Annotated in this window: 26 protein-coding genes and 2 pseudogenes; 17 read left to right on the top strand and 11 right to left on the bottom strand. The window is 30.5% G+C overall.

Going from position 1 to position 17,291, the window contains the following annotated elements:
• Nucleotides 1-198 precede the first annotated feature (198 nt).
• From AC1RYN_RS14385 to AC1RYN_RS14320, 14 genes and pseudogenes are all read left to right on the top strand, one after another.
• Nucleotides 199-543 (top strand): hypothetical protein, encoded by a 345-nt coding sequence (locus AC1RYN_RS14385; protein ID WP_481807512.1) that lies wholly within the window; start codon nt 199-201, stop codon nt 541-543.
• 235 nt (nt 544-778) lie between these two features.
• Nucleotides 779-1,093: an AHH domain-containing protein gene (locus AC1RYN_RS14380; RefSeq protein WP_481807513.1), complete on the top strand. Its 315-nt coding sequence runs from the start codon at nt 779-781 to the stop codon at nt 1,091-1,093.
• A complete protein-coding gene (locus AC1RYN_RS14375; RefSeq protein WP_481807511.1) occupies nt 1,077-1,205 on the top strand; it encodes a hypothetical protein in 129 nt (42 codons plus the stop codon). The genes AC1RYN_RS14380 and AC1RYN_RS14375 overlap by 17 nt, the downstream gene beginning before the upstream one ends.
• Before the next feature lies 1 nt (nt 1,206).
• Complete coding sequence (locus AC1RYN_RS14370) at nt 1,207-1,395, top strand: hypothetical protein (protein WP_481807510.1); 189 nt, start codon at nt 1,207-1,209, stop codon at nt 1,393-1,395.
• The gene (locus AC1RYN_RS14365) at nt 1,382-1,795 is read left to right on the top strand and encodes a hypothetical protein (protein WP_481807509.1); all 414 of its coding nucleotides are present in this window, start codon (nt 1,382-1,384) and stop codon (nt 1,793-1,795) included. Before AC1RYN_RS14370 ends, AC1RYN_RS14365 begins: the two co-directional genes overlap by 14 nt.
• Nucleotides 1,796-2,097: 302 nt before the next feature.
• Entirely contained in the window at nt 2,098-2,568 is a 471-nt protein-coding gene (locus tag AC1RYN_RS14360; protein ID WP_481807508.1) for a hypothetical protein, read from the top strand.
• A gap of 15 nt (nt 2,569-2,583) precedes the next feature.
• Complete coding sequence (locus AC1RYN_RS14355; RefSeq protein WP_481807507.1) at nt 2,584-3,060, top strand: hypothetical protein; 477 nt, start codon at nt 2,584-2,586, stop codon at nt 3,058-3,060.
• 159 nt (nt 3,061-3,219) lie between these two features.
• Nucleotides 3,220-3,366, top strand: a complete 147-nt coding sequence (locus AC1RYN_RS14350; protein ID WP_481807506.1) for a hypothetical protein — start codon at nt 3,220-3,222, stop codon at nt 3,364-3,366.
• A 241-nt stretch (nt 3,367-3,607) separates the two neighbouring features.
• Nucleotides 3,608-3,934, top strand: a complete 327-nt coding sequence (locus AC1RYN_RS14345) for a hypothetical protein (protein WP_481807505.1) — start codon at nt 3,608-3,610, stop codon at nt 3,932-3,934.
• A 9-nt stretch (nt 3,935-3,943) separates the two neighbouring features.
• Nucleotides 3,944-4,183 (top strand): hypothetical protein, encoded by a 240-nt coding sequence (locus tag AC1RYN_RS14340; RefSeq protein WP_481807504.1) that lies wholly within the window; start codon nt 3,944-3,946, stop codon nt 4,181-4,183.
• A gap of 255 nt (nt 4,184-4,438) precedes the next feature.
• Nucleotides 4,439-4,729: a hypothetical protein gene (locus AC1RYN_RS14335; protein ID WP_481807503.1), complete on the top strand. Its 291-nt coding sequence runs from the start codon at nt 4,439-4,441 to the stop codon at nt 4,727-4,729.
• Between the two features lie 605 nt (nt 4,730-5,334).
• Nucleotides 5,335-5,481 carry a hypothetical protein gene (locus AC1RYN_RS14330; protein WP_481807502.1) on the top strand — a complete coding sequence of 49 codons (147 nt, stop codon included), beginning with the start codon at nt 5,335-5,337 and terminating at the stop codon, nt 5,479-5,481.
• 294 nt (nt 5,482-5,775) lie between these two features.
• Nucleotides 5,776-5,982, top strand: a pseudogene (locus AC1RYN_RS14325) (RHS repeat-associated core domain-containing protein); the annotation flags it as partial.
• Nucleotides 5,983-6,256: 274 nt separating this feature from the next.
• A complete protein-coding gene (locus AC1RYN_RS14320; RefSeq protein ID WP_481807501.1) occupies nt 6,257-6,589 on the top strand; it encodes a hypothetical protein in 333 nt (110 codons plus the stop codon).
• A 175-nt stretch (nt 6,590-6,764) separates the two neighbouring features.
• On the opposite strand, the gene AC1RYN_RS14315 is transcribed toward AC1RYN_RS14320, so the two are convergent.
• The 8 genes from AC1RYN_RS14315 to AC1RYN_RS14280 all read right to left on the bottom strand — a co-directional run bounded on the left by AC1RYN_RS14315 (nt 6,765) and on the right by AC1RYN_RS14280 (nt 12,099).
• On the bottom strand, nt 6,765-7,541 hold the full coding sequence (locus AC1RYN_RS14315; RefSeq protein WP_481807500.1) for a TerC family protein: 777 nt from the start codon (nt 7,539-7,541) through the stop codon (nt 6,765-6,767).
• 39 nt (nt 7,542-7,580) lie between these two features.
• Nucleotides 7,581-7,952 (bottom strand): DNA topoisomerase IV, encoded by a 372-nt coding sequence (locus AC1RYN_RS14310; RefSeq protein WP_481807499.1) that lies wholly within the window; start codon nt 7,950-7,952, stop codon nt 7,581-7,583.
• 137 nt (nt 7,953-8,089) lie between these two features.
• Complete coding sequence (locus AC1RYN_RS14305; RefSeq protein WP_481807498.1) at nt 8,090-8,665, bottom strand: DUF1572 domain-containing protein; 576 nt, start codon at nt 8,663-8,665, stop codon at nt 8,090-8,092.
• A gap of 2 nt (nt 8,666-8,667) precedes the next feature.
• Entirely contained in the window at nt 8,668-9,240 is a 573-nt protein-coding gene (locus AC1RYN_RS14300; protein WP_481807497.1) for a pentapeptide repeat-containing protein, read from the bottom strand.
• 34 nt (nt 9,241-9,274) lie between these two features.
• Nucleotides 9,275-9,496, bottom strand: coding sequence for a DUF6095 family protein (locus AC1RYN_RS14295; protein WP_195737929.1), 222 nt, complete (start codon nt 9,494-9,496; stop codon nt 9,275-9,277).
• Nucleotides 9,497-9,542: 46 nt separating this feature from the next.
• Complete coding sequence (gene murQ / locus AC1RYN_RS14290; RefSeq protein ID WP_481807496.1) at nt 9,543-10,355, bottom strand: N-acetylmuramic acid 6-phosphate etherase; 813 nt, start codon at nt 10,353-10,355, stop codon at nt 9,543-9,545.
• 250 nt (nt 10,356-10,605) lie between these two features.
• The gene (locus AC1RYN_RS14285; RefSeq protein WP_481807495.1) at nt 10,606-11,274 is read right to left on the bottom strand and encodes a ZIP family metal transporter; all 669 of its coding nucleotides are present in this window, start codon (nt 11,272-11,274) and stop codon (nt 10,606-10,608) included.
• A gap of 60 nt (nt 11,275-11,334) precedes the next feature.
• The gene (locus tag AC1RYN_RS14280; protein ID WP_481807494.1) at nt 11,335-12,099 is read right to left on the bottom strand and encodes a class I SAM-dependent methyltransferase; all 765 of its coding nucleotides are present in this window, start codon (nt 12,097-12,099) and stop codon (nt 11,335-11,337) included.
• A 163-nt stretch (nt 12,100-12,262) separates the two neighbouring features.
• Between AC1RYN_RS14280 and AC1RYN_RS14275 the strand changes: the two genes are divergently transcribed.
• The gene (locus AC1RYN_RS14275) at nt 12,263-13,426 is read left to right on the top strand and encodes a THUMP domain-containing class I SAM-dependent RNA methyltransferase (protein WP_481807493.1); all 1,164 of its coding nucleotides are present in this window, start codon (nt 12,263-12,265) and stop codon (nt 13,424-13,426) included.
• 91 nt (nt 13,427-13,517) lie between these two features.
• Nucleotides 13,518-13,754 (top strand): hypothetical protein, encoded by a 237-nt coding sequence (locus AC1RYN_RS14270; RefSeq protein ID WP_481807492.1) that lies wholly within the window; start codon nt 13,518-13,520, stop codon nt 13,752-13,754.
• A gap of 60 nt (nt 13,755-13,814) precedes the next feature.
• Here the strand turns inward: AC1RYN_RS14270 and AC1RYN_RS14265 are convergent, their stop codons facing one another.
• The 3 genes and pseudogenes from AC1RYN_RS14265 to rlmD form a co-directional block, all read right to left on the bottom strand.
• Nucleotides 13,815-14,630 (bottom strand): DUF6048 family protein, encoded by an 816-nt coding sequence (locus AC1RYN_RS14265; RefSeq protein ID WP_481807491.1) that lies wholly within the window; start codon nt 14,628-14,630, stop codon nt 13,815-13,817.
• On the bottom strand, nt 14,602-15,141 hold the full coding sequence (locus tag AC1RYN_RS14260; protein ID WP_481807490.1) for a DUF6452 family protein: 540 nt from the start codon (nt 15,139-15,141) through the stop codon (nt 14,602-14,604). The genes AC1RYN_RS14265 and AC1RYN_RS14260 overlap by 29 nt, the downstream gene beginning before the upstream one ends.
• A gap of 45 nt (nt 15,142-15,186) precedes the next feature.
• Nucleotides 15,187-16,595: pseudogene (gene rlmD / locus AC1RYN_RS14255) on the bottom strand (23S rRNA (uracil(1939)-C(5))-methyltransferase RlmD).
• Nucleotides 16,596-16,788: 193 nt separating this feature from the next.
• On the opposite strand from rlmD, the gene AC1RYN_RS14250 reads away from it, so the two are divergent.
• Nucleotides 16,789-17,277, top strand: a complete 489-nt coding sequence (locus tag AC1RYN_RS14250; RefSeq protein ID WP_481807489.1) for a hypothetical protein — start codon at nt 16,789-16,791, stop codon at nt 17,275-17,277.
• The last annotated feature ends 14 nt before the right edge of the window (nt 17,278-17,291 follow it).

Raw genomic sequence — 17,291 nt, 5'->3', positions numbered from 1 at the left:
AAATTTTTATATATACTACTCGGTTTGAGTTACGTATTGCTAAGGTTAATACGTGCTCCTGTTGGGAGGACGACGCCTTGTCCAAAATATAAAAGAAGAAATAATTAGAAACAACGGAGGGACTAATATAAAAAATGCAAATGGAGATTTAGTTGATGTATCAAAAGTCCAAACCAAAATAATAAGAATAAAATAATTATGAAAGAACGAATATTATTAAATGTTCCAAGTTTGTTGAATTCACAAATACGTGAAAAAGACCGAAATAGCACTATTACTATTTGCTCAAACTTTCTGAAGTTTTCTTTTGATAAAAAATTATTATTGAATCCTCCTTTTGATAGGGATGGTAAATTTAATGATAATATTATAATAAAAGAAAGTGATTTAACTGAATTAGGATTGTACGTTTTCCAAGATTTATTGTTTGATTGGTTAGCATACACAGACACTGAAAGCGGAAAAATAGATAGAAAAAACAATATTAAAATGCTAGAGAAATATTATGATAAATTGTTGAAAGATTACGAGAGTAAAAAGTAATTCAGCTTATCTTAGCTAGTATAAATGCTAGTTATATGCGTGATTAGAATATAACAAAAAAAACTGAACTACCCCCAAAAAGTTAGACACTATCTGGGGGCATTTTTATGGAAAGAAAAATAAGCTATTTTTGAAGTTGTACAGCAATAAGGTTTGGTAATTTATTGAAAGTACAGCTGAGAGAAGGTTTGCTTACAATCGTTTTAGGTAGTATGATCCTGAGGAAGGACGGTACATAAGTCAGGATCCAATTGGGCTACAAAGTGGAGAACTTGGATTTTATAACTATGTTGGGGATACGAACGGTTGGATTGATGTTTTAGGACTATCGGCTTATGCTCCTACCCATCATATTGCAACTAATAAAGATAAAAAATGGGATTTTCGATTTCGAAAACTTTTTAGAAAACATGGATTTGGTAAATTTAAAAATGGCAGAGAGCGTAAAGATGTTCTAAATGACCCGCGAAATAAAGTAGATGTAGTAGGCCATAAAGGGCCACATTCGGAGAAAAATTTTCATAAGAAAATTTATGATAAGATTGACTAAAGCAGGTAAAAAGGGAGGTGATGCTGGTTTTGAAGCTGAACTTGTTAAAATGAAAACTGAATGTACTCAAGTTGGTAGTGAAATGAATAAAATTATTACTAAAACATATTGATATGAATTATTATGATTTAAGAATCAATGAAGAAAATAAAGTTTGGAAAAAGTACTTTACTTTTGGGGAATATTTTTTATATAGAAATAAAGAAGTAGAATTTCATTTGATATACAACATAGGAAACAAAGTAAACAATTTAAAAATTCAAGCTATAAATACGCCAGGGAGTTGTATTGAAAGAGAATGAGTTTACTAAAACGACAGCTCCTAATTTTGATAGAATACAGAATATACTGTTTATTAAAGATTCTATCTTAGATGAAAAATTATTTGAAGATATAAAAGGTTTAGAGTTTACAACAATAAAAATAGATGGTAAGTTTCAAAACGATTACAAATTAATGAACTTTACTAACGTTATAAATTGTGTTGATTATATTAATTCAGTTAGAGCGGAATTTGATTTTTTCAGTACACTTGTTTTAGATAGAACTAAAATTCCAAACAATCTTGACGGGTTCTTCCTGTCAGGCTGGGATGAATATGGTGAGTTTTATTGCATTGTAAATGATAAATTGAAAAGCCAATTACTAAAAATAGAAAAAGCATCAGAGTTTTTAATTTTCGATAAAATACAGGTAAGTTAAGTGTAATTTATTAAAATAAGATTTATTCTCTGTTGGAGTAAGCTTCTAGCTTGTGCACGCAAAGTAATTAAAAACACAAAACCCTGAGAAATCGGGGTTTTGTTGTTTTATATAAAAGTCAATTTTTATTGTGTTAATTGTTGCGTTTTTTTATTTGAAAGAAAAATAAGCTACTTTTGAAGTTGTACATTAATAAGTTCTGGTAATTTATTGAAAGTACAGTAGAGAGAAGACTTGCCTATAATCGTTTTAGGTACTATGACCCTGAGGAAGGACGGTAGATCAGTCAGGATCCAATTGGTTTGGCTTCTGGAGAGTTTGAGTTTTATAATTATATAGGGGATAGTAATAGTTGGGTGGATCCATTTGGATTAGCAGAATGTACGTTGACATTTAGACATAAAACAAAACCTGGGAAGACAACTGATTTAAAAGAATTAAAAAGGCAAATTAGAGAGCAAATAAAAGCCATGAATAAAGTTATTAAAGAAGAGGGACTTCAAGCTTTAAAAGATAGAGTAGCGAACTATGGACCTGATTTAGAAAAAGAAGGTAGAGCATATACTAAATCTTTAGGTTCTGCTGGTCAAGGAAAAATTTGGGCACATACTCCAGATATGAAAACAGGAGGGTTACCTAAAGATGTGTCAAAAATACCTGGAGGATCTAGAGAGAATTCTATTCTAGGTGGTCAAGCTGATAGAATTTCAAGAGAAATTTCCGAAATGGCAGATGATGTAACAAAAATTAAATGGAAACTAGATGTATTTTAAATAAAATTAAAAATTATGAAAATAAAAGAAATATATAAATCGCAATATGATGATGAGAAAGTTGAATTAATAAATAGTCTTAATTTTGATGATTATGAAGATAAATGGGATTTGATTTTAGAAGTGATACAAGACGAAAATGAATATGATTTAGCTAGAATTGAGGCTTTTAAAGTTATAGAGATAGCTGATATTCCTGAAATAATATTAGATAGATTATGTGATGTAGTTATCAATTTACTAAAAAATGAAAATGATTATGATGTGAAAAATTATGCATTTATTGCTTCAAGAAATTTAATTAATAATAGTATTGAAATTAAAAATTATATTAGAAAAATTGTATTGTCTAAAGAGGAAGATATTGACATAAAACATAATGCATATTCTGCTATTCTAAAAATTAAAGACCAAGCAGAGAAAACAAAAATATTAAATTCATTATTAGATGATGAAGTCTTTTCTAAGTATGCAAAAAAAGATTTGAATTAAGTTAATATTAAATGTTGTGTTTAGTTTTTTTATTGTTTTAATCATCTTGTAGTCAGAAGCTATTATAAATATGAAGGCTCAAAACATAAAACAACAAAAACCCGCTAAATTAGCGGGTTTTGTTTAGTAAATAGTTCTTTTAAATTTTTTCTATAATCAATGATTATATTGGTAGACCAATACATGTTTATTAGAAACAGGCCAACTTTTTGGGAAACCGATTATGATATTTATGGAGGTTTAAAAGATTTAAAAGGAGATAGGAGTTTTATTCCTTTTAGGCAGTTGGGGCAGTATAAGATGTAGAAACGAGGCTTTATTATAATCGTTTTCGGCTATTATAACCCTGATGCGGGAATGTATATTAGTCAAGATCCAATTGGATTAATGGGAGGGAAGAACTTTATAAATATATTCATGATAGTAATGGTTGGGTAGATCCTTTTCGATTAATGCCTTTAGGGAATCCTGTTAATCAAGGACATATGTATGTCCACATAAAGCAGCAACAGACTTAGGGGTACAACCATTTAATAGTCAGACAGGTGTGCCCAGTTTATATTGGGATGATTCTCAATTTACAGGAGATAACCATAGTGCAACGCATGGATATAATGGTATTGGTGGAGATACCAAACCTTTAGTTAAATCTGATCAAATAAAAAGTGCAGGTTTATCAAATGATCAATGGTTAGGAACTTTAGAGAAACATTATAATAACCCAGATATGCAAGCTTACAAAGGTGATCTACATTTGATTGATGCTGATGGTACAAAAGGAAAATTGATAAAAGCTAATGTAACACCAAAAGAAGCTTGGGAATTAACTAAGAAGTGGGCTGAAGAACAGGGTTTTAAAATTAAATGTAATTAAAATTATAAAATGCAAGTTATTGTAAACAGAGGAAGTAGCAATGTAATTGATAATTTATCTATAATTATTGATGAAGAAGTTTATATATTGACATCTAGTACTAATTTAAAGAGTCAGTATAATATAAAATATATTTTTAATATTGAAGAATCAGATGGTAATTTTCCAGATTCAGTATTTGGAGAGAAATTATTCGATATTAATTTTGAAAATTTAGCAATTAATAAAGGTTCAAAAGTTTTAAATTAAGAGCTTTTGATAATTTGTTATCAGAAGATATTAGTTTGAATTTTTCAGGGGAAGAGACGTGTTTTACTGCTAAAATTTTTTTAGATAAGGCAGTAAATAATTATGGAGTTTTGCAAGTATTCCTGTTCCAGTAGAAATGGTAACAGTCATGATAAGTTTTAGAGCAAATAAAAATACAAAGGCGCCAATTTTAAATATAAAAAAATATTTAGACGGATATAGTCGTTCGGTTTTATTCTGGTGAATATTGAAAAGATGAAAAAAATTGTTTTAGAAGAATATGGCGATGTAGAGCTGGATTTGATAGAAGAGTTTGTAAATTCGGAAATAATTGATAAATTATTTTCTAGTGGAACGATTATGATTGTTTGGGGAATTAATCCGTACATTTATCCAATATATAGTACAGAAAATTTAGAAATAACAAAGAAATTATTAGGAAAGCCGTTTAATAGAAAAGGTATTTATCATTTAGATGAAAGTTTTAATCAATTGAGTATGATTAGGAGTGCCATAAATTTGGAATTGGCCATCTTGTTTAAGTAAAAATTGGCTAACAATTGCTGTACATGGAAAAGGAAACTATGCCTGTATAGAACCTTTTTATCTTGAAGATAAAGATGAGAGAAAAATTATAATTTCTTTTTTAATTTACAGAGATGGAATTGAATATAAAGAAACAATACCGCTTTTAAATATTGATTTATTGTATTAATGGCAGAAAATAAACTAGTACAAGAATCAATAAGTTTGTTAAACTTTGAGGAAAAAAAAGAATTGCTTTTTTTGTTTAGACAGAATAATCAAGTTTATATAAAGATGTTGATTTAAATGTTGATATAAGTGAAGCCGATAAAAATATAGAAAAGGAACAGCTTTTATAACTTTAAAGACTCTATATCAATTCTTAAAAGAAACAGATAATCCTTCAGTTTCTGAAATTAAAAATAAAATAAATATATGTTATTCTTTAATTTTGAGTGTGAATATTATGACAATAATATACCAAATATATACTACTCATTAGTTTCTCAAGGATTAGATTATTTATTAAACTTTGAATTAGAAAAGAGTGATGATTTATCTATAACTGTTCTGAGAATGATTTAGAAATTCTTAATCAATTAAAGTCTGAATATTTTTTTAAAGTTATGAATGGTGATGATAATGATTTAGATGATTTTTTAGATCAAATCTTTGAAAATGAATATAAAATACAATTACACGCATTGGATTTGATAAAACACAATAAAAAAGATGATTTAAAAATTCTATCTAGAAATACTAACATCAACTAAATATAAAAGCAATTTTTCTGTTGTGAGGATTTTGTTTGTGAAAGTGAATTAAATAGACTTAATAAGAAAACCCGCTAAATTAGCAGGGTTTTGTTTAGTAAAAAGTTCTTTGAAAATTTCCTATAATTAGCCAATCATATTGGTCGTCCAGTGCAGGTTTACAGTGAGCTTGGAGAGTTAGTATGGGAAACCGATTATAGATATTTATGGGAGGTAAAAGATTTAAGAGGAGATAGAAGTTTTATTCCTTTTTAGGCAGCTTGGACAATATGAAAATGTTAGACAGGTTTATATTATAATAGATATCGTTATTATAGTTCTGAAACTGGTTTATATTTGAGTCAAGACCCAATTAGACTTGCAGGAAATAATCTAAATTTTTATGAATATGATCATGATTGTAATTATTATGTTGATATATTTGGATTAAATTCTATTGTTTTTAGTGAACAATTATCCAAAAAGCTTAAGAGGCTCATAATGTATTATTTGGGCATCTAAACAGGAAAATGAAATGTATAATAATTGTAAAAACCATTTTGTGTAATTAGTAATTTAAAATGAAACATCAAGAATATATATTATTTGTAAAAGGAAAAGTATCATTTTATTGAGATTAAAGATCTTTTGTTTTCAGATTTGTGATTTATGAATTATGTATTTGAGAAGTAAAAAATAAAAATTACTTTTTTTATATGCTAATATTGAGAAGAGTTATAAAAATATATATGAGAATTTTGTTAATGATAAAATAAATAATAATTTTGATGATATATTGAATGATGAAAGTGTAAAAAGTATTATAAATTTTGATAATGAGGATTTTGAGAATTTAGATGAATTTGATGTTGAAGAAAAAGCTATTCAAGAAATGATAGTTGGTTTAGAAAGTATCTTATTAATTTTTAAAGAGGATTTAAAATTAATTTATAATGCATATGAAAATCCTATAAATGTAATTGATGTAGAAATAGATGGGATTTTAATTTCTAAAGAAAATGAAAATGAAATTTATTTAAATGAAACTAATTCACAAATGAGACTGTTAGAAGATTTAAATAGTAATGCTATAAATTATACTTTTGAAAATAAAAATATCTATCGATAATTCAAAATCAATAACTCTCTAATGTTTTCCCTATAAAACTAGCTTTTAGTTTGTGTACTATGAGAATAAAACGATAAAACCTGTTAAACTTAGCGGTTTTTGCTTGAGTAGTTCTTTAAAAAAATCAAAAAGCGCTAAGATTACCTTAGCGCTTTTTGATTATAAAAACCTGATGTTATGATTTTGATCGTTTTCTCATTTTCATATTAATAAACTCTACAGCCAATGAGAATGATATAGCAAAATACAAGTATCCTTTTGGTACTGCGCCTATATGTTCTCCTACTAGAGATGCATTAGATAGGTGCATACTTTCGGTGATTAGCATAAATCCAATTAAGATTAAAAAGGCTAATCCTAGAATCTGTATAGAAGGGTTTGCATTTACAAAATTTCCAACAGGAACTGCAAACAGCATCATTACCATCACCGAAATAATAACGGCAGTAATCATAATCGTTAAAGCACCTGTAACACCATTTGTCATTCCTACAGCAGTCAGGATAGAATCTACAGAAAATATTAAATCGATTAGCAAAATTTGTACAATTACATTCGAAAAAGACTTTTTGGCAACACCTTTAAGTGTTTGTTCCTCTTCGCCTTTATGATCTACTTTTTCACTTATTTCTTTGGTACTTTTATAAATTAAGAATAATCCACCGCCTAATAAAATCAAAGCTTGCCCAGTAAAATTGGCATTTAGCCAACCCCAATTAATACTAAAAACCGTTGCTTTCATTGCTATTAAATACGAAATACCCATTAATAGAGCAATACGCATGAACATGGCCAAAAACAAACCAATTCGAGTCGCTTTTTTACGCTCTTCGGGTGGTAGTTTGCCTGTTACTATCGATATAAAAATGATATTGTCTATTCCTAAAATAATTTCAAGAAAAGTCAGTGTCAATAAGGCAATCCATGCATCAGGATTTAAAAATACTTCCATTTAAAAAAGGTGTTAATTAAGGGGTAATAGGGATAAAAATTAATCTATTCGGACAACTGTTCCACGTTGCTTTTGGTTAGAACCAACCATTCCAAATTCAAAGGTATAAGAATTTTTGGTTGTACTTAAAATTTTCATTCCGATTGCTTTCTCTTCGGCTTTATTTTTTGGATGTTTCTTTTGTAGAACATATTCGCAATCGCTTACCCAACGAATAGTTGCAGTATCGGTTTTGCCTTCAAAAGTTTCGATTTCAATATCCTCTTTTCGTTCAAAAAGAGTTGTTTTTTTTACTCCATCAACTTCAAATTCAAACTTGAATTTTCCAGTTTTAAAATCCTTGCAATTGTGTTCGGCATTGTAACAAGAAGCAACAATAAGTAATAAAGGGAGTAATAGTAATTTTTTCATGATAAATGATTTATTTAATTTTTTGAAGCTTTTTCCTGCTTTTCACTACAATCTTTTTATTTTTTAAAGAAAAAAATAAAAAGGATTTTCGTTTCAATCAGGGCTACTCAGAACAGACACAAAGAAATAGAGTATGTTTATTTTAGTTTCTTAAGTTCTTCGTCTGTAAAGTTCTTAATTTCTTTCTCTTGTGCAAATTTTATTGCATTGTAGTTATTCGATTCTTTTCTCGGAATTGATAGGCTTTGCCAGCTACTATTTTTTAATTGTTTGGCATAAAATACAATTTGCCCCACATGATAAGGATAATGTGCTAATTGTCTGTTGATGGCTTCAATAACAGTATGCCCTTCGTTTCTAATATATATAATGTCTGAGAGTTGGTTGGGCTGTAAGCTGTTTAAAGCATCAAAAAGGCATTTCCAGCCTTTCTCCCAAGCAACCATTACTTCATCCTTTGATTGTATGTCATTTTCAAATTCGTCATCCCGATTACGCCATTCTTTTTCACCATCTGTTGTAAGGAAATTGGTCCACCGCGAAAGCATGTTACCTGAGAGGTGTTTTACTATAGTAGCAATACTATTTGTATCTTCATTTACAGTAACAAAAAGCTGTTCGGGCTCGAGTTGTGCGATTGCTTTTTCACCTAGGGTTTTATAATATAAAAACTGTTTTTTTATACTTTCTAAATACGATTCGGATGCATTCATAATTATACAATTTTAATGTCATATTTATCCAAAAGCCCCAAGACACCTTCGGTTGAGAATTGTGCTTTTTTCATGGGATTAAATTCTGGGTCAATTTTAAAATTATAAGCAGTTTTAAAATTAACGCTAGCCAATTGTGTTTCGTTAAAAATGGCTCCTTCCAGATTACAATTATCAAAAATAGAACTTGTTAAGTTGGTACCAATAAAAGTAGTTTCTTTCATCGAACAATTTATAAATTTTGTTTTTGGCATTTTTTTATTCGAAAATGAAGCGTAGTCCAAAGCAGATTCTTCAAAATATACCTGAAATAGAAAATCTTCACATTCATTAAATGCAATTCCGAGGAGTTTGCAGTTCTTAAAGGTTACATTTTTTAAACTTGTTCCTTTTAAACTTGTCATCGATAAATTACAATCGATAAATTCACAATCTAAAAAAGTATTGTAGGCAAAATTACTGTTTGAGAAATCACAATTTCTAAATACACAATCTTCAAATTCGCGATTGTTTATTTTCTTATCAATATAGATAACCTTATCGAATGTTTTTTGAATATGAATTAAGCTATCCATTGTAGTCTTTTAGTGTTTATTTGAATTAAAGAAATTAGTCATTAAATAGACCTCGCATAATTGTTTTTAAACCATAAAAGATTAAATACATTCCGGCTAAACAGGCAATGATGCCAATAGCAAGAACCAAGTAATGCCAAACGTTTTGCTTGTTCATAAACGCATTGTATATTACCGAAGGACCAATAAATAATAGAGGTAAAGAACCCGATAAATATTTAACTCCTTTTCCTATTAACTCTTTGTTTGTTCCCATATTTTTTAATTTTCAGTTCCATGTTTTACAAAATACATGTCACTTTTTAGATGTTATAATTCTCTATTGCTTTTCGTACACTTCCATAGGTATGCAATAGTTCGGATGCTTGTTCGTATGAAACTGGAATTTCACCCATAATCATTTTAACACCTCGATCAACTAATTTGCTGTTGCTTAGTTGCATATCGACCATTTTGTTTCCCTTTACTTTTCCGAGTTGTATCATGGCAGCTGTAGAAATCATATTAAGAACCAATTTTTGTGCGGTTCCCGCTTTCATTCTGGAGCTTCCTGTAACAAATTCAGGCCCTACGACCACTTCTATTGGAAATTGTGCAGTTTGCGAAAGCGGACTTTCAGCATTGCATGTTATACATCCCGTAATAATATTATTTTCATTGCAACGCTCTAATCCTCCAATTACGTATGGAGTAGTTCCTGAGGCTGCAATACCTATTACAACATCATTTTCGGTAATATTATGTGCTTGTAGATCGATCCATGCTTGTTTAGCATCATCTTCGGCATTTTCTACGGCTTGGCGAATGGCTTTGTCTCCACCTGCAATGATTCCATTTACTAAATCGAATGGAACACCAAACGTAGGAGGGCATTCTGAAGCATCTACAATCGCTAAACGACCTGATGTTCCTGCGCCAATATAAAATAATCGTCCGCCATGTTTTAGTTTGGTTACGATTTGAGCTACTAAAGCTTCTATTTGTGGAATTGCTTTTTCTACTGCAAAGGGAACTGTTTTGTCTTCCTGATTAATGTTAGTCAGTAAGTCATGTACAGACATTTTTTCCAGATGTTCGTATTTTGAGGACTGCTCTGTGATTTTTGTAAATGTCATTTTGTTTTTTGAGGTTCTAAGTTACAAAGCATCAAAGTTACAAAGTTTTTCCTACTAAGTGTTAAACAATTCACATGAAATAGAGCAAATTAGTTAAAAAAATAGAGTAGGAAAATAGAATGTATATTGTGTAAAGAATGAGTTATTTTTTTGATTTTTAAGTTGCGTGAGGGATTGAGGCGGCATCCTTTTTGTGAGGAACGAAAAAAAAGATATAGCCAAAAGCCCGACCCAGAGGGACACGCCCAGATTATATAAAATAAGCCAATGCAATTCCGAAAATAATCATCGAAATTTTGGCAATATTAAATTTGTGACCTTCGCTGCTTTCAAAAATTATAGTTGATGATATATGGAATAATATTCCGATTACAATCGCTGTAATTTCAGTGAAGTAATCATTTAAAAACGGTAAATATTCGGATGCTATTGTTCCTAGCGGTGTCATGATTGCAAATGTAATCATAAATGCAAAGATGGCTTTTTTGTTAAGATGCGCATTAATAAAAAAGGTCGTAAGTATTATTGCAATTGGTAAGTGATGTATAGCAATACCAATAGCGATATCGTGATGATGGCTCACAGGGAATCCTTCTAGAAATGCGTGTATGCATAAACTAATGAAGAGTAACCAAGGGATTTGAGATATTTTTGCATGACCATGTACATGCCCGTGTTCGGCTCCTTTGGAGAAAAACTCAAGTATGATTTGGAATAAAATCCCAAGCATTATAAATAATCCAATATTATGGTTATGCGATTCGTAAACTTCCGGCAATAAATGCATTACTGTAAGCGATAGCAAAAATGATCCGCTAAATGCCAATAATAGCTTAAGATTGGTCTTATCTTTTGGCTTTAAAACCAATGCGATAATGTATCCTAATAATACAGAAAGTAGGGGTAATAAATAATTCATTTGTTTTTTTGTTTAATTGTTGATTTGTTTAATCGTTTAATCGACTAAACAATTTGTCAATTACTTAAAAATCATGATTAATCGTTCGCTATCGGTTTTGTGAAACTTTTTTAGTTTATAATCACCAAATATATCTAAAAGGAAAATCCCTGCTTGTTCCATTAGATCTTCAAAATCTTTTAGGGTTAAGGCTTTTACTTTTTCGGTAAAATGGAATTTCTTACCTTGGTCTTCAAAGTCTATTTCTTTAAAAATGTGCCCATCTTCTACATATCGTTTGATGTGAAAGTCAATACCATCGACCGTTTTTACTTCTTCAGGAACTAGTGTTTCTATTACTTGTGTTACATTCATAAAGTCGATTACAGCAAAACCATATTCACTTAAACTTGCTTTTATTGCTTTTAGCGTGGTAAGATTATCGTCATCGCTTTCAAAGTAACCAAAGCTGGTAAATAAATTAAATATAGCATCAAATTTTTCCTCAAAGGGTTCGCGCATGTCGTGCACTTTAAAATGCAGCGTTTCATTACTGTTTTTGCTTGCTTCGGTAATGCTATTTTCGGATAAGTCTGCTCCAAGTACATTAAACCCTAATTGGTTTAAATAAATAGAATGACGTCCTTTTCCGCATGCTAAATCAAGTACTTTGGCTTTTTCTGGAAGATTAAGATAGTGCGTAAGATTATCCATGAAAATTTGCGCTTCTCTATAATTTCTGTCCTTATATAATATATGGTAATAGGGCGTATCGAACCAAGATGTGAACCAGTTTTCAGATGGTTGATTTGGATTTGTTGCAGATGAGTGATGTGCTTCAGACATTTATTCTTTTTCAATTAATTCAAGTCCCGCAAATTTAGTGTATTTTTGCTGAAAAATAACTATTTCGCAAGTGATACACGAAGAATGTCGCTATGTAAAATTGAAATTTTTTATTACAGATTGATTTTTGTTTAAATAGGTCTGTTTTAATTTAAATATAAAAATGGAAGATAATTTTAAAATGGTAGCCAAAACCTTTTTTGGCTTTGAAGAAATTTTAGCAAAAGAATTACAATTGCTAGGAGCACAGGATGTTGAGCAAGGTGTAAGAATGGTAAGTTTTAAAGGTGATAAAGGGTTTATGTATAAGGCTAACTTATCATTGCGTACTGCATTGAAAGTGCTAAAACCAATTTACTTTTTTAGAGCTAATAATGAACAAGCACTATATAAAGGTATTTCGGGTGTAAACTGGTCTAAACTTATAAATGCCAATCAGACTTTTGTGATTGATGCAACAGTGCATTCAGAACATTTTAATCACTCAGAGTTTGTTTCTCAAAAGTGTAAAGATGCTATTGTGGATCAGTTTAGAGAACGTACAGGACAACGTCCTAGTATTGATAAAGCGCATCCTGATTTAAGAATAAATGTACATATTGATAAAGATCAAGTTTCGGTTGCTTTAGATACTTCTGGGAATTCATTGCATCAACGTGGCTATAGAACGGCTACAAACATAGCTCCTATAAATGAAGTTTTAGCAGCAGGAATTTTGTTGTTATCTGGATGGGAAGGGCAAGGTCATTTTCTTGATCCTATGTGTGGTTCTGGAACTTTTCTTGCTGAAGCAGCTATGATTGCTTGTAATATTCCTGCGAATATTAACAGAAAAGAGTTTGCTTTTGAAAAATGGAACGATTGGGATAATGATTTATTCGATCAGATTGTAAGCAGTTTGATGAAAAAAACGAAGGAGTTTCATTATACAATAAAAGGGTTTGATAAAGCACCAAGTGCAGTAAGCAAAGCCAAAGATAATATTAAGAATGCAAACCTAGAAGATTACATCTTTATCGAAGAGAATAACTTTTTTGATACTGAAAAAACGACACAAGGGACTTTGCATATGGTATTCAATCCACCGTATGATGAGCGTTTGGATATTCATATGGAGGAGTTCTATAAAAATATTGGCGATACATTAAAGAAGAATTATCCAGGAACCAATGCTTGGTTTATTACTGCTAATCTCGAAGCTTTGAAGTTTGTTGGACTTAAGCCGTCTAGAAAAATTAAGCTTTTTAATGCGAGTTTAGAAGCAAGATTGGTAAAATACGAAATGTACGAAGGAAGTAAGAGAACGAAGTTTCAAGTAACAGAATAATAATTATAGGTTCTAAAGTGGCTAAGATACTAAGTTACTGAGTTTTTAGCTCAGAATCTTAGAGCCTCAGAATCTCAGTAACTTAACAAAAATGACAAAATTACAAGTAAGAGCATTTTTATATCAGCTAGGCTGTTTTGCAATACTATTTATATTAGCGCGATTTTTGGTGGAAAAATATACAGGATTAACTGGTTTTTGGATTCCCATGACAGCATTTGTTATTGGAACTCTTTTGTCTCCAAAATTTCAAGCAGCTAAAACTAAAGATGGTGAAAAACTTTTTATGAAATGGGTTTTCATGAAAGGAATTAAAGAGATAGGGTAGTGCAAACTTATATTTTACAATTTGGTTATTTATATAGAATAACCAAATTGTAAGATTATATTATTTTTTTGCTTCTGTTTCTGGGATTACAATTTTTTTCTTGTAAATAGGAATGAAGTAAGAAACGGTATAGTTGAAACCAATTCCAAAATTACCATCATAAGTTCGGTTGAATCCTGGAATATAAAGATTGTCGAAGTTGTCTGGTTTTTTGTTTGAAACCAATGTTTTTAGCTGCACACTGAAACCTACAAAAACATTATTAAAAACTTTTGCTTTTACTCCAGCATTTACTTCTAACCAGCTTGCAGATAAACCACTAAATTTTTTGCCAGAAACCTCAGGAGGAAGTTCTCCCCAGTAGGGATCTGAATTGTATATTTTGTAGTTGTTTAATTCTTGACTAAATGTACTAAAACCATAGCGTAAGCCTACCGATATTATATTTTCCATATCAAGCCAGTTTTCATACAAATTATAATCGAATCCTGCTTTTAGATAAGTTCCTTTTGTTGTTGAATTTAATCTGTCATCATCAGTAGTTTTATTTTCGGTGCCCAATTCGGCAGCTAGATAATACTTCTTTGTTAATCGATAATCTCCAGTGAATTCGATTCCTTTATAATCGGAATCATATAAACCGCGGGTTAATTTATATAAATCAACGCCAAAACGTACTCCATAGCGATCAGTTTTTACTGGTATACTATCTTGTTTAACTTCCTGTGTGGCCACTTTTTTAGGAGCAGGTTTTACAGGTTTGGTTTCCGTTTTATTTGTTATTGTAGTTTTAGTAGCTGTTGTTTCTTGGGCTTGAACCGTAAAAAGAGACAACATAAGGCAAAAACTAAAAATATACTTTGATGTGTGTTTCATTTTCAAATTCAATGTTAGGTTCTTGTACATAAACAGCTTGCATCCAGAATCCTTCAAGATTCTCTGAATCGGTTAGGATAAATGGAGAATCTCGGTCTAAAACAAATGTAGTTTTATAGCCACATGCTCTTGATACAAAGGTATTTGTATGCGTGTAGTTAAATTTTATTACATCCTCATTTACTAAAGCTGGATTTGGGTCATTATAATTTAATATAAAACGATAAGTTGTACTTTCAGCATTAGTTTTAAGTGGAATAGAAATCTTATTTCCATTAGTAATATATTTGTCCGACTCAATAAGGGCATTCTCATTAAAGATAATGCCTTCTTTCATTTTTTCTCCAATTACCTTTAAGTTTGTTACATTCTTAGGAGTTGAATTAGTACGATCAAAAAAGGAAATTACCAATCGAGGTGTTGTTGGAGTATTGGGATCACAAATATCATCTTTCTCACATCCTGAAAAAGTGAAGGCAATTACGATTATTATAAAAAGTATTTTTTTCATTTACTGTTTGTGATTTATACTTCACACGTTTTTATTCAATAAAACTTATCGTAGTTCCAAAAGTACAACATTTTCTACGTGATGTGTCTGTGGGAACATATCTACTGGGCGTACACGTGTCACTTTGTATTTTTCGTCCATTAGTGCTAGATCACGAGCTTGTGTAGCTGAGTTACAGCTTACGTAAACAACCTTTTGAGGTGCAATTTTCATAATTTGTTCAATTACATCTTTGTGCATTCCATCACGAGGCGGGTCGGTGATAATAACGTCTGGTTTACCATGTTTAGCAATAAAACTTTCGTTGAATACCACTTTCATGTCTCCAACAAAAAACTCACAATTGGTAATGTTATTGCGCTCAGCATTTGCTTTAGCATCTATAATTGCTTCAGGGACACTTTCTACACCAATTACTTTTTTAGCCTTTTTAGAGACGAATTGAGCTATTGTTCCAGAGTTACCTGTATCGTGCGTCAACTTGTTTCGTTGCCAGAAAGACCTGCAAATTCACGTGTTATTTTGTATAACTCATAAGCTTGGTCAGAATTGGTTTGGTAAAATCATTTTGCATTGATGCTAAATTTTAAACCTTCCATTTCTTCCAGAATGTAATTTCTACCTTTATATAGCTTTACATCCTGATCGTAAATTGTATCGTTAGCTTTTCCGTTTACAACATATTGTAGCGATGTTTTTCTGGAAATTTATCATAAAGATGATCCAAAAGTAATTCTCTGTTGGCTTTATCTTCTTCAAAAAACTGAATCAATACCATGATTTCTCCAGTTGAAGCAGTACGAATCATAAATGTTCTTAATAAACCAGAATGTTCTCTTGGGTTAAAGAAGGCTAAGTTATGTTCGTTAGCAAAAGCTCTGATTTCATTTCTAATTGCATTTGAAGGATCTTCTTGGAGATGACATTTATTAATGTCGAGAATTTTATCCCACATTTTAGGAATATGAAATCCTAATGCATTACGATTTCCTAAATCTTCAGGTATATCAATTTCTTTTTCGGTTAACCAACGGCTATTCGAAAATGAAAATTCCATTTTGTTTCTAAGAACTGTTTCTCTGAACCTAAAATGTTTTCAAATTCTGGAAGTTCAATTTTACCTATGCGTTGTAAATGATTCTTAACTTCATTTTGTTTGTAATACAACTGTTGGCTGTATTTCATGTTTTGCCATTTACAACCTCCACAAACACCAAAATGTTCACAAATTGGGTCTATGCGATGTTCTGATAGTTCATGAAATTTTACTGCTTTCCCTTCATAATACGCTTTGCGTTTTTTAAAAGTTTGCACATCTACCACATCTCCCGGAACTACGTTCGGGATAAAGATACTTTTCCGTCGGGAGCTTTTGCTACCGATACGCCTTTTGCTCCAGCATCAAGGACTTGTATTTGATGAAAGACAACTTTGTCTGTATTTTTTCTTCCCATAGCGCAAAAATAAGGGTTTGTAAACTTTTATAAATTTAAATTTGAAAATATTTTATCAAATTCTTTTATTTAACATTTCTTTTGTGTTTAAAAGTTAACTTTGTTTTTATCTAGATACCCAAATTCTACGGCTTAATCAGGAACTTATACTATTTTTATGAAGTTGTATCACATGTTGTCGAAGATTAGTTTTTTGAAGAAAAGTTATGCATTTAAATTTCTGTTTATTGCTTTTATAGGCATTCATATTCCGTTAATCGGGATTTTATTTTTTGTGCTTTATAGTAATTATTCAATTTCTGCTAATTCAATTTTGATTTTCTCATTATTAATGACCTTATTTGCTACTGCAGTTACATTTTTGATTATTAATCAATTAATAAAACCAATTATTGTAGCGTCAAAAGCTTTAAATGAATATAGAACACATCGAAAATTGCCTGTTTTGCCATTTCAGTATGAGGATGAAGCAGGATTGTTAATGCGTAATATTCAGGAATCTATTGACGAAGCAGAAAGTTTTATCAATGAGAAACAAGATTTAATTTATATGATTTCTCATGATTTAAGGAATTTTGCTGGAAATCCACAAGGATTAGCAAAATTAATTATAGAAGAAAATCCATCCGATTCAGTTAAGAACATGGAGGTGTGCCTCCCTAACAACAGGAGCATGTATTAACCTTAGCAATACGT

The sequence above is a fragment of the Flavobacterium sp. TC780 genome (assembly GCF_056783245.1).
Note: the sequence above shows the minus strand (reverse complement) of the source record. Positions and strands in the feature narration are given on the sequence as shown.